The sequence below is a fragment of the Streptomyces albiflavescens genome (assembly GCF_014645835.1).
Classification (GTDB): Bacteria; Actinomycetota; Actinomycetes; order Streptomycetales; family Streptomycetaceae; genus Streptomyces; species Streptomyces albiflavescens.
In genome coordinates, this window is the sequence record NZ_BMMM01000010.1 from 153,170 (window position 1) to 179,192 (window position 26,023).

20 protein-coding genes are annotated in these 26,023 nt (G+C 71.1%); 8 read left to right on the plus strand and 12 right to left on the minus strand.

All coding sequences use genetic code 11. From position 1 onward, the window contains the following. Positions 1–6: 6 nt before the first annotated feature. Positions 7–909, minus strand: coding sequence for a glucose-1-phosphate thymidylyltransferase RfbA (gene rfbA / locus IEY95_RS26335; protein ID WP_189188608.1), 903 nt, complete (start codon positions 907–909; stop codon positions 7–9). A gap of 221 nt (positions 910–1,130) precedes the next feature. On the opposite strand from rfbA, the gene IEY95_RS26340 reads away from it, so the two are divergent. Next, positions 1,131–2,246 carry a nucleotide disphospho-sugar-binding domain-containing protein gene (locus tag IEY95_RS26340; RefSeq protein ID WP_189188609.1) on the plus strand — a complete coding sequence of 372 codons (1,116 nt, stop codon included), beginning with the start codon at positions 1,131–1,133 and terminating at the stop codon, positions 2,244–2,246. Between the two features lie 158 nt (positions 2,247–2,404). Here the strand turns inward: IEY95_RS26340 and IEY95_RS26345 are convergent, their stop codons facing one another. Further along, positions 2,405–4,003: an MFS transporter gene (locus IEY95_RS26345; protein WP_189188610.1), complete on the minus strand. Its 1,599-nt coding sequence runs from the start codon at positions 4,001–4,003 to the stop codon at positions 2,405–2,407. Positions 4,004–4,228: 225 nt separating this feature from the next. Between IEY95_RS26345 and IEY95_RS26350 the strand changes: the two genes are divergently transcribed. The 3 genes from IEY95_RS26350 to IEY95_RS26360 all read left to right on the plus strand — a co-directional run bounded on the left by IEY95_RS26350 (position 4,229) and on the right by IEY95_RS26360 (position 7,374). Further along, positions 4,229–4,855 carry a PadR family transcriptional regulator gene (locus tag IEY95_RS26350; protein ID WP_189188611.1) on the plus strand — a complete coding sequence of 209 codons (627 nt, stop codon included), beginning with the start codon at positions 4,229–4,231 and terminating at the stop codon, positions 4,853–4,855. Between the two features lie 154 nt (positions 4,856–5,009). Further along, entirely contained in the window at positions 5,010–6,173 is a 1,164-nt protein-coding gene (locus IEY95_RS26355; RefSeq protein ID WP_189188612.1) for a nucleotide disphospho-sugar-binding domain-containing protein, read from the plus strand. Between the two features lie 4 nt (positions 6,174–6,177). After that, complete coding sequence (locus tag IEY95_RS26360) at positions 6,178–7,374, plus strand: nucleotide disphospho-sugar-binding domain-containing protein (RefSeq protein WP_189188613.1); 1,197 nt, start codon at positions 6,178–6,180, stop codon at positions 7,372–7,374. Positions 7,375–7,398: 24 nt separating this feature from the next. On the opposite strand, the gene IEY95_RS26365 is transcribed toward IEY95_RS26360, so the two are convergent. Next, positions 7,399–10,641 carry an ATP-binding protein gene (locus tag IEY95_RS26365; protein WP_189188614.1) on the minus strand — a complete coding sequence of 1,081 codons (3,243 nt, stop codon included), beginning with the start codon at positions 10,639–10,641 and terminating at the stop codon, positions 7,399–7,401. Between the two features lie 75 nt (positions 10,642–10,716). Then, complete coding sequence (locus IEY95_RS26370) at positions 10,717–11,322, minus strand: dTDP-4-dehydrorhamnose 3,5-epimerase family protein (RefSeq protein WP_189188615.1); 606 nt, start codon at positions 11,320–11,322, stop codon at positions 10,717–10,719. 182 nt (positions 11,323–11,504) lie between these two features. Here IEY95_RS26370 and IEY95_RS26375 point away from each other — a divergent pair, with 182 nt between their 5' ends. Both IEY95_RS26375 and IEY95_RS26380 read left to right on the plus strand, forming a co-directional pair. Next, positions 11,505–12,488 (plus strand): NAD-dependent epimerase/dehydratase family protein, encoded by a 984-nt coding sequence (locus tag IEY95_RS26375; RefSeq protein WP_229703390.1) that lies wholly within the window; start codon positions 11,505–11,507, stop codon positions 12,486–12,488. 137 nt (positions 12,489–12,625) lie between these two features. After that, the gene (locus IEY95_RS26380; protein WP_189188616.1) at positions 12,626–13,843 is read left to right on the plus strand and encodes a nucleotide disphospho-sugar-binding domain-containing protein; all 1,218 of its coding nucleotides are present in this window, start codon (positions 12,626–12,628) and stop codon (positions 13,841–13,843) included. Positions 13,844–13,945: 102 nt separating this feature from the next. Here the strand turns inward: IEY95_RS26380 and IEY95_RS26385 are convergent, their stop codons facing one another. The 3 genes from IEY95_RS26385 to IEY95_RS26395 all read right to left on the minus strand — a co-directional run bounded on the left by IEY95_RS26385 (position 13,946) and on the right by IEY95_RS26395 (position 17,448). Further along, positions 13,946–15,001, minus strand: coding sequence for a methyltransferase (locus tag IEY95_RS26385; protein WP_189188617.1), 1,056 nt, complete (start codon positions 14,999–15,001; stop codon positions 13,946–13,948). Then, positions 14,994–16,133 carry an acyl-CoA dehydrogenase family protein gene (locus IEY95_RS26390; RefSeq protein ID WP_189188618.1) on the minus strand — a complete coding sequence of 380 codons (1,140 nt, stop codon included), beginning with the start codon at positions 16,131–16,133 and terminating at the stop codon, positions 14,994–14,996. Before IEY95_RS26390 ends, IEY95_RS26385 begins: the two co-directional genes overlap by 8 nt. A 61-nt stretch (positions 16,134–16,194) precedes the next feature. Further along, a complete protein-coding gene (locus tag IEY95_RS26395) occupies positions 16,195–17,448 on the minus strand; it encodes a nucleotide disphospho-sugar-binding domain-containing protein (protein WP_189188619.1) in 1,254 nt (417 codons plus the stop codon). A gap of 189 nt (positions 17,449–17,637) precedes the next feature. Between IEY95_RS26395 and IEY95_RS26400 the strand changes: the two genes are divergently transcribed. Then, positions 17,638–18,399, plus strand: a complete 762-nt coding sequence (locus IEY95_RS26400; protein WP_189188620.1) for an SDR family NAD(P)-dependent oxidoreductase — start codon at positions 17,638–17,640, stop codon at positions 18,397–18,399. A gap of 24 nt (positions 18,400–18,423) precedes the next feature. Here IEY95_RS26400 and IEY95_RS26405 read toward each other — a convergent pair whose 3' ends face one another. Further along, positions 18,424–19,458: a ketoacyl-ACP synthase III family protein gene (locus IEY95_RS26405; protein ID WP_189188621.1), complete on the minus strand. Its 1,035-nt coding sequence runs from the start codon at positions 19,456–19,458 to the stop codon at positions 18,424–18,426. Between the two features lie 158 nt (positions 19,459–19,616). Here IEY95_RS26405 and rfbH point away from each other — a divergent pair, with 158 nt between their 5' ends. Continuing rightward, the gene (gene rfbH / locus IEY95_RS26410) at positions 19,617–20,924 is read left to right on the plus strand and encodes a lipopolysaccharide biosynthesis protein RfbH (protein WP_189188622.1); all 1,308 of its coding nucleotides are present in this window, start codon (positions 19,617–19,619) and stop codon (positions 20,922–20,924) included. Positions 20,925–21,005: 81 nt separating this feature from the next. On the opposite strand, the gene asnB is transcribed toward rfbH, so the two are convergent. The 4 genes from asnB to IEY95_RS26430 form a co-directional block, all read right to left on the minus strand. Then, positions 21,006–22,844 (minus strand): asparagine synthase (glutamine-hydrolyzing), encoded by a 1,839-nt coding sequence (gene asnB, locus IEY95_RS26415; protein ID WP_189188623.1) that lies wholly within the window; start codon positions 22,842–22,844, stop codon positions 21,006–21,008. Between the two features lie 36 nt (positions 22,845–22,880). Further along, positions 22,881–23,138, minus strand: a complete 258-nt coding sequence (locus IEY95_RS26420; RefSeq protein ID WP_189188624.1) for an acyl carrier protein — start codon at positions 23,136–23,138, stop codon at positions 22,881–22,883. A gap of 77 nt (positions 23,139–23,215) precedes the next feature. After that, the gene (locus tag IEY95_RS26425) at positions 23,216–24,433 is read right to left on the minus strand and encodes a ketosynthase chain-length factor (RefSeq protein WP_189188625.1); all 1,218 of its coding nucleotides are present in this window, start codon (positions 24,431–24,433) and stop codon (positions 23,216–23,218) included. Further along, a complete protein-coding gene (locus tag IEY95_RS26430) occupies positions 24,430–25,680 on the minus strand; it encodes a beta-ketoacyl-[acyl-carrier-protein] synthase family protein (protein WP_308429340.1) in 1,251 nt (416 codons plus the stop codon). The genes IEY95_RS26425 and IEY95_RS26430 overlap by 4 nt, the downstream gene beginning before the upstream one ends. Positions 25,681–26,023 lie beyond the last annotated feature (343 nt).

The window sequence follows — 26,023 nt, forward strand, 5'->3', positions numbered from 1 at the left end:
GGCCTGTCACCGGCTCGGGGCCGCGACCGCGGACGGGGGGCGCCATGTCTCGGCGACCTCCATCACATACCGCCCGTAGTCCGACTTGCCCAGGCGCTCTCCGAGCCGGTGGCAGGCCTCGGCGTCGATGTAGCCCATGCGCAGGGCGATTTCCTCGAGGCAGGCGATCCGGACCCGCTGCCGGCTCTCCAGAATGCCGACGAACTGACTTGCCGTGAGCAGGGCCTCGGGAGTGCCGGTGTCCAGCCAGGTGAATCCCCGGCGCAGCTCCACGAGCCGGGCTCTGCCCTCGGCAAGGTAGGTGAGGTTCACATCGGTGATCTCCAGTTCTCCCCGCTCCGACGGCCTGATGTTCTTGGCGATGTCCACCACGTCGTTGCTGTAGAAGTAGAGCCCGGTGATGGCTCGGTTGGAGCGCGGGGCAGTCGGCTTCTCCTCGATCGAGACGAGGCATCCACGGTCGTCGACCTCGCCGACGCCGTACCGCTCGGGATCGCTCACCTGGTAGCCGAACAGGACGCAGCCGTCCACGTCGCGTGCGTTCTTCTGCAGCAGCGGCGACAGCCCCGGGCCGTGGAAGAGGTTGTCGCCCAGCACCAGGGCCACGGAGTCGCCGCCGATGTGGTCCGCGCCGATGAGGAATGCCTCCGCCAGTCCGTTGGGGCGCTCCTGCCCCGCGTAGCTGAACGTGAGGCCCAACTCACTGCCGTCGCCGAGCAGACGGCGGAACTGCGGAAGGTCCGCCGGGGTGGAGATGATCAGGATGTCGGTGATGCCGGACAGCATGAGCACCGACAGCGGGTAATAGATGGTGGGTTTGTCGTAGACCGGCATCAGCTGCTTGGACACCGCGAGCGTCGTCGGGTACAACCGCGTGCCACTGCCTCCCGCGAGGATGATCCCTTTCATGTTCTCCGTCCGATCCGATGGAGTGTGCTCCGGACTGAAGCCCATCACCCGGCCCTCGCGGGGCCTTCGTGCGCCGATCCAGCGCCGGTCAGGAACCCGCTTCCCGTGGAGAGTGCGGCGGACTCGATCGGATGTCGAAGGGGCGTTGCGAGAGTGCGTCGCGCCCAGGTCCCCTCACGACATGCGGAGTTGCGTTGCGTGTACTCGTCATGGTCAGTCCGGTGCCCACGCATCTGGCACCCATTGTTCCGCTCGCCTGGGCCCTGCGTTCCGCAGGGCACGAGGTGCTCGTCGCCTGCCAGCCCGATGTGGTGGCGATGGCACGACAGGCCGGATTCAGCGTCGCCGTCATCGGTGACGCGTACGACGACGTCGGCCGGCGCCGCCGCCAGGCGCCGCCCACCGACGCCGCCCCCCACAAGCGTGTGGCCGGTCCGCCGTGGCCGAAGCTGGCGCGCGGCTGGCGCGAGCGGCTCGACCGGGTGCTGGACCCCTGCCTGACGGTGGCGCGGCGCTGGCGGCCCGACCTGATCGTGGCCGATCCTCTCGAGCTGGCGGCGCCCCTGGTGGCCGGTGAGTTGGGGATCGGTTACGTCCACCACCGCTGGGGGGTGGACGCGCTCGGCGACGAACGGTGGCGGCAGGCGGAACGCGCGCTGTCGGATGTGTCCGGCGCCCGGTCGGACGGTCTGCCCCCGCCCTCGGTGGTGCTTGACCCGTGCCCTCCCGGTCTGCAGGCGCCGGACCTGAGTCAGGGTGCGGGGATCCGGTTCGTGCCGTTCAACGGCAGCGGGAGCCGCCCCGGGCTCGCCCCGCCGCGCGGCACCCGGATCTGTGTGTGCTTCGGCACCAGGACCGTCGCGCTGGGCGGTGCGGACGTCGTACGGCGCACGCTGCGGGCGCTGACCGGTCCGGGAGCGCCCGGCGAGGTGGTGGTCGCCGGCATCGGCGCCGAGCTGGGTGAACTCCCCGACGGCGTAAGGGCCTTGGACTCCGTACCGCTGAACCTGTTCCTCTCGGAGTGCTCGCTGGTGGTGCATCACGGCGGTGCGGGAACCACCCTCACCGCCACCTCGTTCGGGTTGCCCCAACTGGTGCTGCCGCAGGCCCCGTATCTCGTCGAGCACGGGCAGCGGCTGGCCGACCGTGGCGCGGGCACGATGCTGAGCGACCGCGAGCAGTGCGAGGCAGACATCAGCGGCGCCGTGGCGGACCTGCTGTCCCGCCCCGGCGCGGCGTCGGCCGCACGCGAGCTGGCCAAGGAGATGGCCGCCATGCCGTCGCCCGGCAGCTGGGTGGCTCCGCTGGAGGAGCTCGCGGGGCGCGCGAGGGGGTGAGGTCGCGGCGGAGGGGTGAGGTCGCGGGCCGGCACGAAAGGCCGGCCGAGCGGAGAGGAGAGCCCGGTTCATGGGCTTCCTCTCCGCTCGGCCTCTTCACACGGACGGACGCGGCCGGGGGATTACCGACGCCGAACCGTGGGTCTCTCAACCGGGGCTCAGGCTCCTTCGGGGCCGGCTTCCCCGGCCTTGGCTCCGGTCGGCTCCGGCTTCGCCTGGGCCCAGTTCGGCTGGGCGTCCTGCATCGTCTCCTTCACGAAGAAGGAGAGCGCGACGGCGATCACCGAGACGGCGGCCGCCGTGAGATACATGACGTGGTTGGCCGAGACGAACGCGTCCACGACCGTCTCCCGGACCGAATCGGGCAGTTGCTGGACGGATCCGAGGTTCGCGACGTTCCCGCCGAGCTGGTCCTGCACGTCCTGCGGCAGCCGGGAATTGAAGGACGCGTTGAGGAGGACGCCGAGCAGGGCGGTGCCCAACGCTTGTCCCATCCGGCCCAGGAAGCGCACCGATGTGGTGGCCACACCGAGCTGGTGTGCCTCGACGGCGTTCTGCACCGCGAGGACCGACACCTGCATGAGACCGCCGAGGCCCGCGCCGAGCAGGAACAGATCGACCGCGATCACCCACGACGACGTGTGCGTACCCAGTGTGCCCAGCAGAACCAGGGCCGCGGTGCACAGCATGTTCCCGATCACCAGCACCATGCGGTAGCGCCCGAACCGGGAGATCCACATGCCGCCGGAGGTCGAGAAGAGCACCAGGCCGACCGCCAGGGGCACCGTGAACAGGGCCGAGCTGGTCGGTGTCTGCGCCCGTGCGATCTGCATGTACGTGGCGAGGTAGACGGGCGCGGACATGACCGCGAGTCCGGTGACGATCTGCAGCGGGGTCACCGTGCGGTAGACCGGGTTGCGGAACAGCGACAGCGGCAGGATCGGTGCGGGCGTGCGCAGTTCCCACCAGATGAACAGGGCGCTGAGCAGAACGCCGCCGAGCCCCATGGCAAGGATCAACGGCGAGGTCCAGGAGTACTTCGTACCGCCCCAGTCCGTGACGAGCAGGATGACGCTCGCGGCCGCCGCGATCAGGACCGCGCCGAGGATGTCGACCGGCTCGCGGCGCCGCCTGCCGGCCGGCAGGCGCAGTGCGTACAGCATGACCGCCAGCGCCGCGATGCCGAGCGGCAGGTTGATGTAGAACAGCCCGCGCCAGGAAAGGTGTTCACTGACCACACCGCCGACCAGCGGGCCGGCGACGCTGCCGCCGCCGATGATCGCGCCACCGAGGCCGGACCTGCGTGCGCGGTCCTTGGGCGGCGAGATCATCGCGACGATGACGAGTGTCACGCCGACGAGGCCGCCGGCACCGAGCCCCTGGATGCCACGGAACACGATCAGTTGGGTCATGTCCTGAGCGATTCCGCACAGCATCGAGCCGACCAGGAACAGGCTGGTGGCGAACACGAAGACGCGCTTCGGGCCGAAGACGTCGCTCAACTTGCCGTACAGCGGCTGGGTGGCGGTCGAGGCCAGGAGGTAGACGGTGAACAGCCAGGGCAACAGCCGCAGACCCTGCTGAGGATCCAGGTCCCGGGCGATCGTCCATGCCGCGCTGCCGACGATGGTCTGGTCGAGGCTGGCCAGGAGCAGGGTGCCGAGCGCGCTGGCCGAGATCCATTTGATCATGTTCGGCGACATCGCCCTCGGCCCGTCGGGCGTCTGCTTCGCCGTCGTGGTGGTCGGACCGCTCATCTCTGTGGAGGCTCCTCGCTCATCGGTGGTGACGCGGCCCGGGCAGGCACCGCTCGTCCGGGGACCACCGTGCGGTGCCGACCTGAGCCGGCGCTGACACGGACCTGAGCCGGCGGTCCCGCGGCTGCGGGGCGAGAGGAACAGGATTGCTCTATAGAAGTTCTAGATATATCGTCTGAGCTTGCAGGGCATTCCTGCAGTTCAGCGACAGACAGGTGGAGCATCATGAACGACGCAGAGATCCCCCCCACCGCCGAACCGGCCTCGGTGCGCGCCTTCGAGCCGGTCTTACCGCGCGCCGAGCCCGCGCTCGCCCCGGTGCCCTCCCTGCCGGCGGCCCCCATGGCCCTGCAGGCCGTCACCCCGGCCGCCGCCGTCACGGCGGTGCGCCCCCACAAGGCCGGACGCGGGGACATCAGGAGCGCGGCCCTCACCCTGCTCGCCGAGCAGCCGGCGAACGGGTACCAGATCATCCAGTACATCGCGGAGCGCAGCCACGGCTCCTGGCGCCCGAGCCCGGGTGCGGTCTATCCGGCGCTGCAGGGCCTCGAACAGGAGGGGCTCGCTGAGCAGTTCGAAGGCGCCGGCGCCGGACGCAAGAGCTACCGGCTGACCGAGGCCGGCCGCAAGCATGTGGCGGAGCAGCGGGGCCGCCTGGAAGCCCTGTGGGACAACCTGGCGGCCGCCGTCGACGAGCGTGCCGTGGAGATCAACACCTTGTGCGAGCACGTCGTCACCGCCGTACGACACGCTCTGCACGACGCCGACGACGAACGGTACGACCGCACGCGCCAGGTACTCCTGGACGCGCGCCGTTCGCTCTACCGTCTGCTCGCCGAACAGGACGACTGAGGGCAGCGGAGGGCGCGGACCACTCCCGCTCCCCCTGATCGAGGCGGCCCGCTCCGGCGGGCCGCCTCGACCGCGTTCCGAACGAGGCTCGAGCGACGGCTTCGACGATGGGCGCCGCAAGCCTGCCGTAGTCCGTCGGTGAGGGAGATCCTCGATGCGTGTCCTGTTCATGAGTACGCCGGTGTCCACACACTTCGCGCCATCGATCCCCCTCGCCTGGGCGCTGCGTGCGGCGGGGCACGAGGTGCTGGTCGCCGGGCAGCCGGACATCGTCGGTACGGCCCACGGGGCCGGGCTGTGCACCGCGGTCGTCGGCGAGTACTTCGACGCGCTGGAACCGCTCACCTCCGGCCTGCCCGACGGGAAGCGGCCGATCGAGGTGGGACGCACGAGGGTGCGGGACGGACACTGGGACGCGGTCAACAAGATCTGGCTGATCCACTGCCGTTACATGGTCTCCCGATACCTGGCGCTGGCGAGGGAATGGCAGCCGGACCTGATCGTCGCGGACCCGCTGGAGTTCAGTGCGCTCATCGTCGGCGGCGTCCTCGGGATACCGACGGTCAACCGACGCTGGGGCATCGACCCCGCCGGATTCCCCGGGCAGGAGATGGCCCGCAGGACGATGGGCACCATGCTCGGCCGCCTCGGCCTCGACGGTCTGCCGGAACCCGCACTGGTCATCGACCCCTGCCCGCCGAGCCTCCAGGTCCCGGAGGCACCGCCGAGCCAGGGAATGCGGTACGTGCCCTACAACGGCACCGGCACACTGCCCGACTGGGCGAAGGAGGAGCCGCGCGGGCAACGTCGGATCTGTGTCACTTTCGGGCGACTGACCGCCGCTCTGAACGGCATCCCCTTGTTCCGGGCCACGGCCGAGGCCGCCGGAGAGCTCGACGGCGTGGAGACGATCCTCACTCTGGAGCCGGAGTTCCAGGACGAGTTGGGATCCGTTCCGCCGTCCGTGCGGGTGGTGGATCCCGCACCGCTCAACCTCTTCCTCGACACCTGCGACGCGATCGTGCACCACGGTGGCGCGAGTTCGACGCTCACCGCCTCGGCATACGGGCTGCCGCAACTCGTGCTGCCCGGCATCACGGACACGTTCGTCGTGGCCGACCGCGTCGAGGCCGTCGGCGCGGGCAGGCAGCTCGACGAGGCGGAGACACAGAACGACCCCGCCGCGATCCAGGCTGCGTTGCGTGCCGTTCTCGACGAGCCCGGCTACACGAAGGGCGCCCACCAGCTGCGCGACGAGATCGCGGCCATGCCGACCCCGGCCGACCTGGTGCCCGTACTCGAAGAACTGGTGGGCTGAGCCCATGCGGGTGCTGTTCGCGGCCGTCTCGGTGACCAGCCACCTCCTGCCCATGGTGCCGCTGGCCGGAGCGCTGCGCGCGGCCGGCCACGAGGTCCTCCTGGTGGGCCAGCCGGATCTGCTGCCCGAGGCCGAGGCGGCGGGGTTCGTCACCGCCGCCGTCGGCAGTGAGCAACTGGAGGCGGAGCGGCGGCGCAAGATGGCACAAGTGGCCAAGCAGCAGGCGACCGTTCCCGGCGGAACCTGGCAACCGACCTGGGACCAGCTCGCCGCACGCTGGCGCGAGCGGGTGAACGGCGTGCTCGACGACTACCTGGAGATCGGCCGGTGGTGGCGTCCCGACCTGATCGTGACGGATCCCCTGGAGTTCAGCGCGCGCATTCTCGGCGGAGCACTCGGCGTGCCCGTGGTGGTGCACCGTTGGGGGCCGGAGACCATGTCCACCGAGGCGGCCGAGCCCGCCCGGCGGGCACTGGCGGACACCTGCGCGCGCTTCGGTGTCCCCGACGGTCTCGGTGATCCCGCTCTGGTGGTCGACCCCTGTCCTCCCGGTCTTCAGTTTCCCGCGGCGGCACCCGCCCGGGCGGTGCGGCACGTGCCGTTCAACGGTGCCGGGTCGGTGCCTCGGTGGGCGCGCCAGGACACCGGGGGGCGGCGCCGTGTCTGTGTGTCCCTCGGAAGCATGCCCGCGCACCTCGGCGGTCTGTCCCTGCTGCGCACCCTCGCCTCGGCGGTGGCCGGTCTCGACCGGGTGGAGGCGGTCGTCCCGCTCGCCCCGGAGCTGCGCGAGCAGATCGGCGAACTGCCCGACTGCGTACGGGTGGTGGACCCGGTGCCGCTCCATCTCTTCCTGGACGGCTGCACGGCCGTGCTCCACCATGGCGGTTCCGGCACGGCGCTCACCGCGATCGCCCACGGCCTGCCCCAGCTGGTGCTGCCGCAGTTCAACCCCGCGCTGGCGATGTGTGGGGAGCGGGTGGCGGCGACGGGCGTCGGCCTGAACCTCGCGGCGGAGAGCCGGCCCGACGCACCGGCGATCACCACGGCGCTGCGGGCCCTCCTCGACGACCCCGGTCCGCGCACCCGCGCGGAGGCGGTACGCCGGGACATGGCCCGCCAGCCGACACCGGCGGCCCTCGTCCCGGACCTTGAGTCCCTGGCAGCCGACGGCGCACCGCGATCGGCGGCGTCGAGCCGCTGATCGACAGCGCCCCGCCGGGATCGTTCAGTCGTCGACGGCGGCCGACACGAGGAGCGCGAGCGCGGCGCGTCGGCCCGTCCCCGTGCCACGACGACGCGCGGCGGCGTACACGCCCTCGCCGAGGAGACGGCGGGCGGCCTCGGCGGTGCGGGTGGCGTCGGGGCCGCCGTCCTGGGACGCGGTCCGCAGAACGGCCGCCGTGCCCAGGACATGTGCGGCCTCCTCGGGGCGGCCCTCGGCCAGTTCCAGCTCGGCGAGGAGTTCGGCCAGCCGGGCGGCGATGCCGGGCTCCGGGGCCGGCGGCAACGCCGCGACCGCCTCGGCGAATCGCTGCCGTGCGATCCGCGGCCGGCCTTCGGCCGATTCCACCGAGCCGAGGGAGGCAAGCAGCAGGGCACGCACCTGGTCGGGACGCTGTCCGGTCTCCTCGAACTCGGCCAGGGCCCGTTCGAGGAGGCGCCGTGCCCGGTCCGTCTCCCCCGACCAGCGCGCGACGTCGCTCAAGGCCTGGTGCGCGTAGGCGCGTTGCTCCCGCGCCCCGAGCTCGTCCGCCATCTGCAATGCCCCGCGCAGCTCGGCCTCGGCCCGCACCAGGTCACCCTCATGTGCCCGCTCGGTGGCCAGCCGGACCATCAGCAGCGGCTGATCCTCCCGGTCACCGAGCTCGGCGACGAGCCGGAGTGCCTCCTCGAGCGCGGCGATCGCCGATCGCCGATCGCCCCGCGCGCTCTGCGACTCGGCCGACGCCACCAGCACCTGAGCGGTACCCCACCGCTCGCCGATGCCGCGGAACAGCTCTGCCGCGATCTCGTAGTCCGACGCTGCCCGTTCGGCCTCGCCGAGCGTCATCTCGATCTGCCCGCGGTGCAGTTGGGCGAGGGCGCGCACCCACGGATCGGCGTCCTGGGAACGGCGTCTGACCGACTCCAGGATGGAGCCGTCACCGCTCAGCATGCCCGCGATGGGCTCGAACAGACCGAGCGCCGGATGTGAGAAGGGCGTCCCCGCACGCTCCAGCTCGTCGATCAGTTCACGAGCCTCGGCGATGCGCGCCCGCAGGCCGTCGGACTCCCCGCCCTCCCCGGCCAGTTGGGGAACGGCGGTGATCAGAGCAAGGGCACGCGCCGCCGGCGGCGCCTCCGCCGGATCCAGTGCCAGGGCACGCTCTGCCCAGAGCGCCCCCTCCCGTCGGTAGCCGTGCAGAAACCAGTACCAGCCGAGCGCGGCCACCAGCCGCGTGGCGATCTCACCCTCGTCGTGCTCCACCGCCCAGGTCAGGGCAGCCGAGAACTCGTCGTGCTCACAGGTCAAGCGACGCAGCCAGGCGAGCTGGTCATGCCGTCGCAACTGCGGTTCGGCCTCCTCCGCGACGGCAAGGAAGTACGCGGCGTGACGGCGCAGTGTCCGCTCCTGCCGCCCCATGGCCTCAAGTTTGGCCAGGGCGAACACACGGACGGTCTCCAGCATGCGATAGCGCGGTTCACCCTCCACCTCGGTGACGGTCAGGAACGACTTGTCGACCAGCCCCGCAAGCAGTTCGAACACCTCGTGGCCGCGGACCAGGGCCGTACGGGCGTCCCCTCCGTCGGCGGCCACCCGCTCCACCGCTCCCAGAAACGCACCACTGCGGAACACCGCGAACCGGGCGGCCAGTTCGCGCTCTCCCGCGCTGAGCAGATCCCAGCTCCAGTCGACGACGGCGTGCAGTGTCCGCTGGCGGGGCAGCGCCGTCCTGCTCCCCGCGGACAGCAGGGCGAACCGGTCGTCGAGACGGGAGCGGATCTGCTCCAGCGACATCGAGCGAAGCCGGGTCGCGGCCAGCTCGATCGCCAGCGGCAGGCCGTCCAGGGCGCGGCAGATGTCGAGCACCACCGCCACGTTCTCGTGGGTGACGCGGAACGACGGCCGACCGGCCGCCGCGCGCTCGCCGAAGAGCCGGATCACCGGGCTCTGCAGGACGATCTCGGCCGGCGTCGCCGGGGCCGGCAGGGGCAGCGGAAGCACCTGGATCAGCTGCTCGCCGGCGATGCCGAGCGGTTCTCTGCTGGTCGCCAGGACCCGGACCTGCGGGCACCGGGCCAGCAAGCCGTCGACCAGTCCGGCGACACTGTCGATGACCTGCTCGCAGTTGTCCAGCACCAGCAGCAGCCGCTTGTCCCGCAAGGCCTGGGTCAGCCGCTCCTGGGGACCGCTCGCACCGGTGACCGGGCCCGCGATCAACCCGCCGGCGCGCAAACCCAGCACGGTGACGACGGTCTGGGGCACGTCCGAGGGGTCGGTCACCGAGGCCAGCTCCACCAGCCAGGCCCCGTCGGGCATGTCCGCCATCAGCCCGGCCGCCGACTCCGCGGCGAGCCGTGTCTTGCCCGCACCCCCCGGTCCCACGAGGGTGAGCAGCCGGGACCGGCCGAACAGCCGGCCGATCTCCGCCATCTCCTGCTCCCGGCCGACGAACCGAGTGACCTGCGCCCGCAAGTTGGTCCGCGGGCGGGCCGAGGGAGGCGCCGTTCGCCGCCGCACCGGCTCGGTCTCGCCGCGCAGCACCGCAAGGTGCGCCTTGGCCAGGTCCGCCCCCGGATCGACGCCCAACTCCTCGGCGAGCAAGCGGCGGGTGTCCTCGTACGTGGCGAGGGCGTCGGCCTGCCGTCCCGCCGTGGACAGGGCCCGCATGAGCTGGCCGCGCAGCCGCTCCCTGAGCGGATGGAGGGCCACGAGCGTCTCCAGCTCGGGCACCAGGCCGGCGCCGGCTCCCGTGGCGAGGTCGGCATCGATGCGGTCCTCGGTGACAGCCAGCTTCAACTCGGCGAGCCGGTGGCGGTGCAGCCGGGCGAACGCAGCCTCACCGAAGTCCTCCAGGGCCTCTCCGCGCCACAGATCGAGGGCGGTGCGCAGGACGGCCGATGCCTCGGCGTCGTCGTCGCCGAGCAGAGCCCGGCCGCGCGTCGCCAGGTCCTCGAATCGCCGTGCGTCGAGGGCCTGCGGCGGGACGGCGAGCCGGTAGGCACGGGGCCGGGACTCGACGAGGCCCTCGGGAAGCGTCCGGCGCAGTCGCGAGACCAGCACCTGCAGTGCGTTCGGCGCACCCGCGGGCCGGTCGTCCTCGCTCCAGAGTTCGTCGATCAGCCGCTCACTGGGGACCGGTCTGCCGTCCGCCAGGGCGAGCAGCACGATGAGTGCGCGCAGCCGTGTGCCCGGCACGCCGACCAGGGTGCCGTCCTCGGTCCGGACCTCGAGTTCGCCCAGGATGTCAATGCGTACGCTGCTCACCACAAGATGATTGTGCAGGCCGTCCGGGACGCGGCAGGCCCTCGATGAGCATTCGGCCAGTTCGGGCACGGGAGTTCAGACGGTCGTGCGCAGGCCCGCCTCCAGGGCCAGGCACTCCTCGTACGTGGGCAGCAGGCCCGCCGCGGCGGCCTCGGCGAGGCTCATCGCGGAGGCGTCCTTGTCCGACATGAGCGGCTGCTCGGTCAGGCCCCAGGGGATGCCGAGCTCCGGGTCGAGCGCGTTGATGTCCACCTGGCTGCCGGGAACGAATTCGGACGAGCACAGGTAGCAGACACAGGCGTCGTCGGTCAGGGCGAGGAAGCCGTGCCCGAGCCCCTCCGAGAGATACACGGCGGCACCCGACTCGGCGTCGAGCCGGGTCATGTCGTACGTGCCGAACGTGGGGGAACCCAGCCTGGTGTCGACCACGACGTCGAGCACCGCGCCGCGCACACAGGTCACCACCTTGGCCTGGCCCGGTGGTGTGACCGTGCCGTGGATGCCTCGCAGGGTGCCGCGCCGCGAGCTGGAGAAGTTGACCTGGGCCACCGGGAACGGGCGCCCCGTCGCCTCGATCACCTGGCTGTGCCGGTGCAGCTCGAAGAATGACCCACGGCGGTCGGACAGCTGATGCGGTGTGATCCGCCACGCGCGCGGCACCGCTAGTTCACGAACGTCCATAGTGCGCCGACCGTAGGCGGCGGCGCTCGATTCTCGGTTGAGCCGACGCCGAGCGGCCGAGGACCACCGAGCGTGGACACAGGCTTGAGGCGGCGCGAGGAGCATGGTCCGCGCGCCGGCGACCGGCCACCGCACGGTGGAGCGGATCCGGGTGCACAGACAGCGGGTTGTGGAGGTACCCCATGTTCGGCAGCGCCGAAGAGCAGTACGTCACGCCCGGCGAGTCGGATCGCGCCAGAGTGGTCGTGCTGGGCGGAACGGGTTTCGTCGGAAGGCATGTGTGTGCCGCGCTCCTGGGCGAGGGCGGTGAGGTGGTCGCCGTGTCACGGCACTCCGGACCGACCCGGCCCGGGCTGCGCGGACTCGCGCTCGACCTGTGCCGGACCCCGCCCGGCGAGCTCGGGCAGGCGCTCACCCAGGGCCGGCCCACGGTCGTGGTGAACGCCGCCGGTGCGGTGTGGGCGGCCACCGAGCGGGAGATGGTCACCGCCAACACCGAGTTGGTGCGGCGGCTGGTCGACGCGCTGCGCGGCGCCGCGCAGCCGGTCCGGCTGATCCACCTCGGCTCGGTGAACGAGTACGCGCCGACGACGCACGGGCAGCCGGTCGACGAACGGACACCGACCCGCCCCACGACGGCGTACGGACGCACCAAACTCGAGGGCACCCATCTGGTCCTGGACGCGGCACGGCGCGGCGACATCGACGCACTCGTGCTGCGTATGGCGAACGTCGCGGGGCCCGGCTCACCGCCCGCGAGCCTGCTGGGCCGGGTGGCCCACCAGCTCCGCCTGGCCTGCGCCGACGGGCGGACCGCCGAGATCAGGCTCACACCGCTGCGCGCCGAGCGCGACTTCGTCGACGCCCAGGACGCGGCCTCCGCGGTGCTCACCGCGGTCCGCTCCGACGTGGGCGGGCGCGTCATCAATATCGGCAGCGGAGAGGCCGTGCCCGTTCGCTCGCTGGTCGATCTCCTGATCAAGGTGAGCGGGGTGCCCGCCCACGTCGTCGAACAGCTGGTCCACGGCGGCGGGGACGAACGGCCGGAGCGGCTGGAGGTGGACATCCGGCTCGCCCGCGAGCTCCTCGGCTGGACGCCGCGCCGACTTCTGGAGGACGCCGTGTCCGACCTGTGGCGGGCTCTCGCCGGTACGACCGGGCACTGACCCGCCCGGGCCGGGCGGCTGTCGGCCCCGCTCATCGAGAAGTCCGGCCGCACAGGGACCGTTTCGCCGCGCATCACACGACTCAGAGGCATCTCATGTGCCGGCTGTTGCTCGAACACCGACGAGAAAGAGGGCATATGCGCATACTGTTCGCCACGTGGACGGGGTCCTCCCACCTGTTCCCGATGGTTCCGCTCGCCTGGGCCGCACGGGCGGCCGGGCACGAGGTACGGATGGCGGCGCCGCCCTCCTGTACCGAGGCGATCACCGGTGCCGGCCTGACGGCGGTCCCGGTGGGCCGGGACGTCTCGGGCGAGGAAATGGCCCGCCGCACCCAAGGACTCGGCGCCTGGCTGGGCGAGACAGCGCCCTGGCCGCGGGACTGGGCGCGTTCCCCCGAGACGCTGGGGGGCGAGGTCGCCGCGGTGTACACCGCGCTGGCGGAGAAGCAGTTCGTGGTCGCCGACGCATTGGTCGAGGACCTGCTCGCCTTCGCCAGGGCCTGGCGCCCGGACGTGATCGTGCACGACACCGTGTGCTACGCGGCGACCGTGGTGGGCGCCGTTCTCGAAGTCCCCACGTTCAGTTACATGTTCGGCTCGCCGATGATCACCCGCAACGAGCTGGAGGGCATGGTGGGCGATCCGCTGCCGGGCTACGCCGCCCTGTTCGAGCGGTTCGGCGTACGGCCCCCGGAAGGCCCCACGAGGTGGCTCGACCCCTGTCCTCCGGAACTGCAGTGGCCCGGGGCCGTGGAGCGCACATCCGTCCGTTTCGTGCCGTACAACGGAAGCGGCGGCGTGGAACCGGAGTGGCTGCGCGAGCCCCGCAGCAAGCCGCGGGTCTGCCTCACCTGGGGCGTGACCGCCGCCGAAGTCCGCCCTGAACGGATGCCGGCGGCCTTCGAACGGACGCTCAAGGTGCTCTCGGCGCTGGACGCGGAGGTCGTCCTCGCCGTCAGCGCCGCCCACCGTGATCTGCTCGGCACATTGCCGCCGGGCATCCGCGTGGCCGAGTCCGTGCCGTTCACCCTCCTGCTGCCGGGCTGCGACGCGCTGATCCACCATGGCGGTACGGGCACCGGGCTGACCGCCCTGGCGGCCGGAGTGCCGCAGCTCATGTTTCCTCTCGCGCCGGTGCTGGCCGCGTTCGCGGAACGGGTGGACGCGGCGGGCGCCGGTGTCATGCTCGACCCCGCCGACAGCAGCGACGTGGAGGGGATCGAGGAGGCGCTGCGCACCCTGCTGTCCGAAGCCGGCCGCGCTCGTACCACCGCCGTCCGCACGGCGATGGAGGCCCTGCCGACTCCGGCCGATGTGATTCCCCTCCTGGAGCAGGCCGCGGCCGACCGCTGAGCCGTCCCGCCGTCGGGGTGTGCCTCGGGCGCTCCAGCGGGGTGTGCCCGGACCCTCGTGCGGCCCGGGCACACCCGACCGTTCCACCTGCCCGACGCCCGGCTATCCGGCCAGGCATTCCAGTACGGTCCACTCCCCCGTCGCGGGCTCGCCCGCGAGCCGGAAGCCCGTAGCCGCCAGGAGCCGTCGCCACTCCTGGAGATTGCGCTCGCGGCCACCCATGATCACCATCATGTCGATGTCCAGGAACTTGGCCGGATCCCAGGCGTTCAGCGGCGCCACCACCTGTTCGAGGATCAGGAGCCGCGCACCGGAGTCGCCGACGGCCGCACGAATCCGGCGCAGAATGGACTCCGCCGCATCGTCGGGCCAGTCGTGCAGGACCGTCTTGAGTACATAGGTGTCGCAGCCGGTGGGCAGCTCGTCGGTGAAGAAGTCACCGCCGACGACGTCGATCCGGTCGGCGACCGAGCGCTCCCGGAGCAGACCGTGCGCCTCGGCCACCACCGACGGCCGGTCGAAGAGCACACCGGTGGCCTCGGGATACCTCTCCAGCAGTGACGCCAGGAAGTAGCCGCGCCCGCCGCCGATGTCGGCGATCCGGGCCGGCCGGCCGAAGTCGTGGCGCTCCAGGTAGATCCGGCCGAGACGGCGGCTGATCCCGGTCATCGCCGCGTCGAAGGTGTGCAGCGCCTCCGCGTCCCGCTCCAAGTCCTCCCAGAACGACATGCCGTGCACATGGTCGAAGCCCGGCTTCCCGGTGCGCACGCTGTGCCCGAGCCCGGTGAACGCGCGGTTGAACCGCTCCGAGCCGTCGAGCAGCACCGCGTCCCGGACGTTGTCCGGAAGGTCGACACGCAACCCCTCGGCCAGTTCGGTCAGGGCGAAGACCTCCGGCTCGGTCTCCTGGAACAGCCCGATGAGCACGGCGAACCGCAGAAGGCGGTAGAGCTGTGTGGCCTGGCATCCGACGCCTTCGGCGATCTCCCGCACCGAACGCGGCCCCGCGGTCAGCTGCCCGGCGACGTCGAGTTCGGCCAGCGTGTGGATGACCGCGGTGAACCGCTGTCCGTTGGCCAGCAGCATCAGCTTCTCCCGAGCGGCCAGTTCCACGCCGTTGGCGGGTGTCAGCAACTCCACGGGGGTCGGCTCAGACATCCTTGTGCACTCCGTCCATGAGGTGGGTGGTGAAGACGCCGGCGACGGACCCGAACTGAAGGACCGCGTGGCCCGCCGCGCAGTTCACGTCCCGCCAAGCGCGCTGGACCGGGTCGGCCGTGGTCTGCGACCGTGCTCCCCCGATCCGGAAGAGCCGGTCGACGGCGGCGCCGAGCAGCTCCGCCGCGAACGCGAAGTCCCTTGGTGCGCGGGCGCGTTCGAGCGCCCCGGCCGTACCGCTGTCGGCGGCCGCCGCCGCGCGCTCCAGCAGCAGCTGCGCGGCGTCGATCTCGGCTCCGGCGCGGGCCAGCGCCGTATGGACCGCCGGGTTGGCCCGTGCCGCCCCGCCGGTGATCTCCGTCTTGACGGCCAGTCGTGCCGCCGACGAACGCAGCGCCCCCCGCGCCGCGCCGAGCACGGGCGCGACGAAGGTCAGACCGTTGACGAGTTTGAACGGGACCCGCAGGCAGGTCGCCTTCTCGGCCGCCGTCCCCGCCATCAACTCGGCCTGCGCGAATGACAGATAGCCAGGAACGAACACGTCGTCGAGGGCGACCGCGTTGCTTCCGGTGCCGCTCAGACCGACGTTGGTCCAGGTGTCCAGGACCCGGTAGTGCGTCCGCGGGACCATGAAAAACCGGTATTCCGGACCAGGGGCCATGGCGCCGAGGAGGGTCCATGAGGCGTGGTCGACGCCGCTCGCGAAGGGCCACTGGCCGCTGAGCCGGTGTCCGCCGTCGACGGCCCTCACCTCGCCGGCCGGTGCGATGGACCCCGCGAACAGGCCGTCGGGCCCCTCGCCCCAGATCTCCTGCCGCCCCTTCTCGGGCAGGTGGGACACCATCCGGCCGAGGATGGCGTGCACCGCCGCGTTCCAGGCGGTCGAGGCACAGCTCTCGCCGACCTCGGCGACGGCACCCAGCAGTGCGCTGAAGGTCCCTTCCTCGCCGCCCCAGCGGGCGGGTACGAGATGACGTGCGAAGCCTGCGGTCCGCAGTGCCTCGACGACCTCGGCGGGCAGCCGGCGCTCACGCTCGACGCGGTCGGCGCAGCGTGACGCAACGGCGCGGAGTTCGGCCGTGCGCGGTACGGCGCCGAGGTCGGCGGTGACAGGGTGTGCGGCGACAGTCATCTGGGTCCCTTCGTGGGCGTGCTGGCGGCGGTGCCTTCCTCCCGGCAAGCCGGTGACACCGTCAACCGGCCTCGCTCCCCCGCGTGTTGGCGGCGGACGCCGCCAGCTCCTCGAGGCGCGGGACGAGATCGGCCGGTGTCGGCTGGGTGAGCAGTTCGCCGCGCAGCTCGGCCGCGCCGCGGGCGTACGCGTCGTCGTCGAGCAGATCCAGTAGCGCGCCGCGCAGCGCCTTGATGCCGGCCCCTGGACCGGCGGTCAGTTCGGCCCGTACGAGGTGGCGTGCGGCGCCCAGTTGCTCCAGCCGGTCGCCGGTCATCATCTGCTCGGGACGAGGCGAGATGATCAACTGCGGGGTTCCGGACCAGACCGAGGTCATCGTGGTCCCGCCGCCGCCCTGATGGACCACCGCCGCGCAGGACGGCAGCAGCAGATGGAGCGGGAGGGCCTCGACGACGCGTACGCCGGCGGTGTCGGCGCCCAGGCGTTCGCGCTGCGCCGCCGAGAGCGCGAACACGATCTCGGCGTCCAGACCGGACACCGCCTCGACGACCTGGTCGAAGACGTCGGGATCGCCGTCCCCCTGAATCCTCCCCGTCGTGATGCCCCAGGTGACACAGACGCGTCGGCGTCCGGCCGGGGAGCGCAGCCAGTCCGGGCAGCCGCCGGGGCCGTTGTAGGGCACGAAGCGAGTGGTGAGCCTGGGTTCGGGCGAGGGGAGGCCCATCCGAGGCGGGCACGGGTCGATCCAGACGTCCGGCTCGGGTTTCGGCGCGACACCGAACCGCTCGAAGAGGGCCACGAAGTCCGGCGCGAGCTCCCCGGTGAGCGGATCCCGCTGGTGCCGTGGGATCGCGATGTTGCCCCACAGGGTGGCCACGGTCGGTACATCGAGCACCGCGCCGGCCACGAGTCCGGCGAAGGTGACCGCGTCGTGCACCACGAGGTCGGGCCGCCAGTCGCGCGCGAAGTCCAGCACGCCGTCCACCATCGCCGCGGCCATGGCGGTCTGCTTGTGCCCGAGGGCGGCGTACATCTCGCGCTGTTCAGGGCTGAGCAACTCGGGCCTGTCGTACCAGTCGGACGTCCAGCGCCGCTGGTGATGCCAGGAGTTCAGAGCGGGTGCGGTGGACATTCCCACGAGATCGGCGTCGTCGCGGACGGTCACCGGGCACAGACCCGCCCGGCTCACGGCGTCGGTCAGACCGGGGCCGACGGCGACTCGGACCTCGTGACCTGCGGCCTGCAGGGCCCAGCCGAGCGGCACCATGGGGAACAGATGTGACGGCCATGCCCACGTGGTGAGCAGTACGCGCAAGATCATCACCTCGGAGTGAGGGGTCGGAGTCGGCTGTCGCGATGTTCCCCGCAGGGCCTCGACGTCCGGCCGAGGAACGGTCGAGGGCCCCGTTCCTCTTCGAACCAGGTTCGAGACGCGGTCGGCATGCTGCGGACGCCGCCGTGCCTGTGTGGCCGGCAGGGCGTGACGACTCAGGAGGGTCTACGGATGGACATGGGACTGCGCGACCGGACCGTGCTGGTGACCGGTGGGAGCAAGGGGATCGGGCTTGCGGTGGCTCGGGCGTACTCGGCCGAGGGCGCGCGGGTCGCGCTCACCTACCGGTCGGACGAGAAGGCGGGGGCACTCGCCGCGGCCGAGCTGGGCGCGGCCGACGACCGCGCCTGCCATCTGCGCTACGCGCTGGACGAGCCGGGCTCGCCGGAGGCCGTCGTGGACGACGTGTGTGCCCGGTGGGGCGGAATCGACGTCCTGGTGGCCAACGCCCTGGTACGCCCGCGACGCCGGACCCCGGACGAGCGGTTCGAGGACCTGCCGCCGGCCGAGTGGGAGCCGCTGCTGCGCGGAAACGTCGCTGGGACCGTGCGCACGACCCAGCTGGCCCTCGCCCACATGCGCAAGCGGGGTTGGGGGCGCATCGTCTTCGTGTCCTCCCATGTCGCGGTGGACGGCAAACCGCGCCAGGAGATCTACGGCGCCGCGAAGATGGCGCTGCACGGGCTGATGCGCAGCATGGCGTGGGACGCGGGCCGCGACGGCGTACTGGTCAACGTGGTGAGCCCCGGGCTGACCCTGACGGAGGGCGTCCGTACCGTGCTGCCCGGCGAGGTACGGGAGGAGGAGCGCGGAATGACGCCGACGGGCCGACTGAGCCGTCCCGAGGAGATCGCGGCCGCGGTGACATTCCTGGGCTCCGCCGCCAACGGCAACATCTCGGGCGAGGTGCTCACCGTGGCGGGCGGCCGCTGACCCACGGCCCGTCGGCGCCCTGGTTCAGCGTGCGGGCAACCGGAGGATCTCCACGACCGCGGCCGTGCAGGTGTAGCCCGCTCCACCGCCGAACAACAGGACCCGGTCGCCGGGCGAGACGAGTGCGTTCTCGACGAGATGGGCGAGCCCCGCGTACTGGTCGCCCGCGCCGACATGGCCGGTGGTACGCCCGTACGCCCAGGACGTACGCTCGTCCGGCAGACCGAGCAGGTCGTGCAGTTCATGGCCTGTGCCGCGCCGGGAGACCGGGATGATCGCATGGGCGATGTCGTCCATGGCCGTGTCGGCGTCCTGAAGAGCCTGCGTCTTCGCCGCCACCAGCAGGTCGATGTAGCGGTGGGTGAGGTCGGGCATGGCCGCCAGTGCCGCGCCGCGGACCGTCCGCGCGCCCAGGTCGACCACCGGTGACGGCTCGACCGGGTGTGGGGCGAACGGCTCGTCACCCCGGGCGAGTATCTCCAGCGAGTTGTCCACGCCGGTGGCCGTGGACAGCACCCGGGCGAAGCCGTCACGGGTGGACAGCACGAGCGCGGCGGCGCCGTCGCCGTACATCGTCACATCGACGCTGTTCCAGCGATCGATCCGCGGGCCGGCGAAGCGGTCACCGGTGGTGAGGAGGGCGGCGTGTCCACCACCGATGCCCGCCCCGAGGTACGCCGCGGCCAACTCGATGGCCCCCATGCCACCGTTGCAGCGCTGGGCCAGGCCGAAGGCGGGCACCTGGCGACCGACGGCCTCGTGGGCGATGTAACTGGCCGCCGGCCAGAGATCGATGCCCTGGAACCACAGCGAACTGTGCAGCACCAGAGAGACATCGGCGGGGTCGACGTTCCCGCGGCCGAGCGCCTCCCGGGCCGCGCGCACCGCCATGCGCGGCGGGGCGTCCTCCTCGGCGTCGGACGCCACCGTGACCGACTCGATCCCGCGCAGCTTGCTCCGCTCCGGATCCAGCAGACCGGCGGAGACCGCGTCCTCCGCGGCCACGAGGGGCGGCAGCCAGGCTGCCACGCCGGACACGAACAGGTTTTCCCAACGCATGGAGACCTCTCCCGGTTCTGGTGGGGTGACGTGCCGGCCACCCTGACACCGTCGCCTTGAGCACCCGTCGAGAAAGAGCCGTCCCCTTCCACCGCGGCTTGAACCGGTGTCGAAGCGCATCGGTGAGGCTGGCCCCAACCGCGACGTGGAGGTGGACGATGGCCCGCGAGGCCAAACGGCTCATTCTTGAATCGGTGGCGAAATACCACCAGGAGACCGCCGGGGACACGGAGTTCATACCGGGAGTGACTCCGGTGCTGCCGTCCGGAGCGGTCCTCACCGCCGAGGACCGGGTGGCGCTGGTCGAGGCAGCGCTGGACATGCGTATCGCCGCGGGTGTCAGCTCCCGCAGGTTCGAGCGGCAGTTCGCCAAAGCTCTGGGCCTGCGCAAGGCGCATCTGACCAACTCCGGCTCCTCGGCGAACCTGTTGGCTCTGTCGTCCCTCACCTCGCCCCAGCTCGGGGACCGCAGGATGAAGCCGGGCGACGAGGTGATCACCGTCGCTGCGGGCTTCCCCACCACGGTCAACCCGATCTTCCAGAACGGGATGACACCGGTCTTCGTCGATGTCGAGCTCGGCACCTACAACGCCACGGCGGAGCGCGTCGCGGCCGCGATCGGTCCCAAGACCAGGGCCATCATGATCGCCCACGCTCTCGGCAACCCGTACGAGGTGGACGAGATCGCCCGGCTCGCCGACGAGCACGACCTGTTCCTCATCGAGGACAACTGCGATGCGGTGGGGTCCCTGCACCGGGGCAGATTCACCGGCACGTTCGGCGACCTCGCCACGACGAGCTTCTATCCGGCGCACCACATCACCACGGGTGAGGGCGGCTGTGTGCTCACCGACAACCTGGTGCTGGCCAGGATCGTCGAGTCGATGCGCGACTGGGGCCGGGACTGCTGGTGCGAACCCGGCGAGGACGACACCTGCCACAAGCGGTTCCGGTACCAGCTCGGCGACCTGCCACCGCAGTACGACCACAAGTACACGTTCTCCCACGTCGGTTACAACCTGAAGGGCACCGACATCCAGGCGGCTCTGGGCGTCACCCAGCTCACCCGGCTCGAGGAGTTCGGTGCCGCCCGTCGGCGCAACTGGCAGCGGCTGCGCGACGGTCTCGAGGGCACGCCGGGCTTCCTGCTGCCCCTCGCCACGCCGGGCAGCGACCCCAGCTGGTTCGGGTTCGCGATCACACTGACCGACGACGCCGGGTACGACCGCTACGAGCTGCTGCGTTTCCTCGGCGACCGCAAGATCGGCACACGGCTGCTGTTCGCGGGCAACCTGACGCGCCACCCCGGCTATCTCGACCGGGAGTTCCGGGTGGTCGGCGACCTCACCAACAGCGACGTCATTCTCGAACGGACCTTCTGGGTGGGTGTCTATCCCGGGCTGACGAGCGAGATGATCGACTATGTGGCCGCGTCGCTGAGGGAGTTCGCCCGCGGCGCACGCTGACCGCGCACCTCCCACGTGCGGACGCCGTGTGGGGCCGCCCCCTCGGAAGGGGCGGCCCCACACGGCGTAGTGGCACGAAGCTCAGATGTCGAGGGTGACGCCGTACGCGCCGAGCCAGGCGTTGAGCCACAGGGCCATCTCGATCCCTCCACGGGCGTAGGGCCGGCTGACGTCGCCCGGCGCCCGGTCCAGGGTCCTGCGCACCCGGTCGAGGTCCAGCAACGGGCGTACCGGTGCGCCCGGATCGCTCATCACCTCGGCCAATCGGCCGCGCAGAGCCCGCTCGTAGTGGGGGTCCTGGGTCGCGGGATACGGCGTCTTCTCCCGCCGGAGGATCGACGCCGGCAGGAGGTCGGCGGTCGCGGCCCGCAGCAGGCTCTTCTCCCTGCCGTCGAAGGTCTTCATCGCCCAGGGAACGTTGAAGACGTACTCCACCAGCCGGTGATCGCAGAACGGCACCCGGACCTCGAGTCCGACGGCCATGCTCATCCTGTCCTTGCGGTCGAGGAGCGTCTGCACGAACCGGGTGAGGTTGAGATACGTGATCTCCCGCATCCGGCGCTCGGTGGCGTCCTCGCCGGGCAAGACCGGTACCTCCGCCAGGCCCTCCCGGTAGCGGGCCGCACGGTAGCCGGGGATGTCCAGCTTCTCCAACAGGCCGGGGTCGAGCAGACCGAGACCGCCGAAGTAGCGGGCCGATCCCGAGGTGAGCCAGGGAAAGGTGTCGGCGGCTATCGCACGCGGGTTGCGGAACCAGAGGTAGCCGCCGAACAGTTCGTCCGCGGACTCGCCGGACAGCGCCACCATCGACCGCTGTCGGACGGCGCGGAACAACAGATACATGGAGGGCCACATGTCGCCCCAGAACGCCGGGGGCAGGTCGGTGGCCCTGAGGACCGCGGCCCGGACCTCCGGGGCGACCAGATCCGCGCTGTCCAGCAGCACCTCGGTGTGCTCGGCGCCGACGTACGCGGCCAGCTCGTGGGCGAACGGCGCGTCGGGGGAAGATCGCACCGCGTCCGGCGCGAACTCCCGCCCGGTCGGGGCGAAGTCGACGGAGAACGACCGCACCGCGGACTCGCTGTGCGCCGCCGCCAGCGCGGTCACCGCGGAGGAGTCGAGCCCTCCCGACAGCAGGGTGCACAGCGGGACGTCGGAGATGAGCTGGCGCGAGACGATGTCCTCGAGCAGACCGCGGACGGTACCGATGGTGGTCTGCAGGTCGTCCGTGTGCTCCGTCGCCTCCAGAGTCCAGTAGCGGCGCCGCAGCGTGCCCTGTCTGCGCACTCGCAGCAATTGGCCGGGCCGTACCTCCCGCAGCGCGGAGAAGACCGCGTGCTCCGGGGTCTTCACCATGTCCAGGGCCTCGCACAGTCCTTCGGCGTCCACGGTGCGCGGGACGGCCGGGTTGGCGAAGAGGGCCTTGGGCTCGGAGCCGAAGAGGATGCCGTGTTCGGTCTCGTGGTAGTAGAGCGGCTTGACGCCCATGCGGTCGCGCACGAGGAGCAGTTCCTCGGTTCTGGCGTCCCAGATACCGAAGGCGTACATGCCGTTGAGTCGGTCGGCCAGTGACTCGCCCCACTCAAGATAGGCGTGCAGGACGACTTCGGTGTCGCTCCGGGTTCGGAAGACGTGCCCCTTGGCGGCGAGTTCCGCGCGCAGCTCCCGGAAGTTGTAGACCTCCCCGCAGAAGCTCAGCGCGACCACCGTGCTGCCGTCCGCGTCGTACGTCATGGGCTGGGCTCCGCCCGCCCGGTCGATGATGGACAGCCTGCGGTGGCCGAGCATGACCCGACGGGCCGAGAAGATCCCCTCGTCGTCGGGGCCCCGGCACGCCAGGACGTCCGTCATGGCCCGTGCGACGGACGGGTCTGTGGAGGGATCACGCTCGTAGTCGACCCACCCGACGATGCCACACATCTGCTGTGCCCTTTCCCCAGTTCTCCGGCATGGGTGTCAAACCGACTGCGTGGACGCCTTGTTGATCTCGTCCAGCAGCGCGCGCGGCGTTCCCTCGACATCGATGGCCTCGTCCGACAGGGTGATGCCGAGATCACGCTCGATCCACCGGACCGTGTTGAAGAGAGCGAGCGAGTCGTAGCCGAGCGACTCGAAGTCGACATCGAGGATGTCTCCTTCGAGGCTCACGTCCTCGTCCTCACCGGCGCTCTCGCGCAGCACGTCCACCAGTTCCTTGACGCCGAAGGCAGCCATGTTCCGTATTCCTCTCATCAGTTGTTCCGGTACGTGTGCACCGGTTGCGGCGGCACCCGTGCGGCGGGCTGCCGGGGTCAGGCCTCGCGCCGGACGACCATGGCCGAGTTGAAGCCGCCGTAACCTCGCGCAAGAACAAGAGCGTTGGTGAGCCGGGCCTCCCGCGGCTCTCCCGCGACCAGGTCGATGAGCTCGCCGTGGGCCGGCCGGCTGATGTTCACCGTGGGCGGGACCACCTGGTCGCGCAGGGACAGCAGAGCGGTCGCGAGGTCGAGCGACGCCCCTCCGGCCAGCAGCCGTCCCGTCATCGTCTTGGGTGCGGTCACGGGCACGCCCCGGGGGCCGAACACGCCGGCCAGCACCTCGGCCTCCAGCCGGTCCAGTTCGGGGACACCGCAGGCATCGGCGTACACCACGTCGACGTCCGCCGCCGTGATCCGCGCCTCTTCCAGGGCCATCTCGAGGGCGCGCCTCAAGCCGGGCTCCTGCCCGGTTCCGGGGCGGGGGTCGAAGGTCGACGCATAGCCGGCCACGGCTCCGTACGGCTTGTCCACACCGCGCCGAACGGCCGCCTCCACGTCCTCCAGGACCAGCAGCGCGCCACCCTCACCCGGAACGTAGCCCGACGCCTCGATGTCGAACGGCACGTACGCCCGGGAGGGATTCTCGACCGCGGACACCCGCCCGGAGCGGGACATGCACAGCCACCCCCAGGGGCACAAGGCGCTGTCCACGCCGCCCGCGAGCATCTGCGGGGTGCCCTGCCGGATGTGCCGCCGGGCCTTGGCGACGGCATCGAGTCCGCCCGCCTGTTCGGTGACGACCGCCGAGCTCGCGCCACGCAAGCCGTGCCGGATCGAGATCTGGCCGGTGTTCACCGGGTAGAACCAGGCGAACGCCTGGTAGGAGCTCACGTAGGCGCCCCCCTTGCTCCAGAGCGCTTCCATCTCCCGCTGGCCGAACTCCATTCCGCCGGCGGACGCGGCGGTCACCACACCCATCGCGAAGTCCGGAAGCTCTTCTGGGTCGATGCCCGCGTCGGCCAGGGCTTCCTCGGCGGCGACGAGCGCAAGACGGGTCATGTGGTCCGTCTGCGGAAGCAGTCGGCTGGGCAGATGCTCCTTCGGGTTGAAGTCCTTGACCTCGCCACCCGTTCGGCCCGGATACCCGTCCGGTTCGAACCGGGTGATCGGGCCGATGCCGCTCTCGCCGCGCAGGGCCGCCGCCCAGTAGGCCTCCGTGCCCAGCCCGTTCGGCGAGACCGTGCCCAATCCGGTGATCAGGGGGGTCTTCATCTGGCGGTCCAATCCGGTGTGGTCAGCACGATCGCGCTCTGGAAGCCGCCGAATCCGCTGGCCACGCTGAGCACCACGTCGGACGCCTGCTCGCGGGCCGCCAACGGGACGTAGTCGAGGTCGCATTCGGGGTCGCGCTCGTGCAAGTTGGCCGTCGGCGGGATCACCGCGTGCTCTATGGCGAGAACGGAGGCGGCCACCTCCAGCGCACAGATCGCTCCGAGGGAGTGGCCGATCATGGACTTGATCGAACTGATGGGGGTGCGGTAGGCGTGCTCGCCGAGACTGCGCTTGTACGCCATGGTCTCGTGCAGGTCGTTCTGCTTCGTCGACGAGCCGTGCGCGTTGACGTATCCGACATCGGCCGGATTCGCCTCGGCGCGGTCGAGGGCCACGGTGATGGCTTCGGCCAGTTCCCTGCCGTCCGGGCGCAGTCCGGTCATGCTGAAGGCGTTCGCGCGGGTCGCGTGCCCCGCGATCTCGGCGTAGACGCGGGCGCCCCGGCGACGTGCGTGCTGGTACTCCTCCAGTACGAGGATCGCGGAGCCCTCGCCGAGCGCGAACCCGTTGCGGGTCCTGTCGAAGGGGCGCGACGCGGTCGCCGGATCGTCGTTGCGCGGTGTGGTCGCCCGGATCGCGTCGAAGCACGCCACAGTGATCGGCGAAATGGCCGCGTCGGAGGCGCCGCTGATCATGACGTCCGCCGCGCCGTCGATGATCAGGTCGGCGGCGTGGCCGAGCACATCGATGCCCGAAGTGCAGCCGGTCGAGATGACACCGACGGGGCCCTGCGCCTCCGCGAGCCAGGCGAGCTCGGCGGCCATGGACGACGGCGCGAAGTAGTCGTACAGGTAAGGCGATCCGTGCGCCTCGTCCACGTGCCACTTCTTGCCGTTGTCACTGACGATCGCGTACTCACGGTCCAGGCTCTGCGTCATCCCACAGGCTGTGCCGACCATGACGCCCGTGCGGTACGGGTCCATCTCGCCGAGCACACCGCTGTCCTCCAGCGCCTCCTTGGCCGCGACCACGGCGAACTGCGTGGTGCGGTCCCATCTGCGGATCTCCCGCTGACTCAGCCCCGAGGCCCCGGGATCGAAGTCACATTCCGCGGCCACCCTCGAACGGAACTCGCTCGCGTCGAACAGGGAAATGGTCCGTGTTGCCGTGCGCCCCTCGCAGAGCAGTTCCCAGAACTGCTTCGTACCGATTCCCCCGGGCGCGATCACGCCGATCCCTGTCACCACGACGCGCCGAGCATCGTGTCGTCCTGACACTGCCTCTCCCCACTCCGCGCCGGCCGGCCTCTTACGTTCGGACCGGGAGATCACAGTCTCGTTCGGGGCGTTCGAGCTTGTCTGGAGGAACAGCCGAAGGATTCCGCCGCCCACGAAACGGGCATTTCGGCAGCTCACTGCGCTCGCGAGTCCCACCGCGGGGGCATCGATGCGCTCACCCGGATGCTTGGGTCGACACGACCAGGACCAGGACCAGAACTCACGATTCCATGGTCAAGAAAAGAGAAGAACCGCAGATCAAAAGCTTGATCTGCGGCTTCCCACTGAGCCGCCCTCGGGATTCGAACCCGCA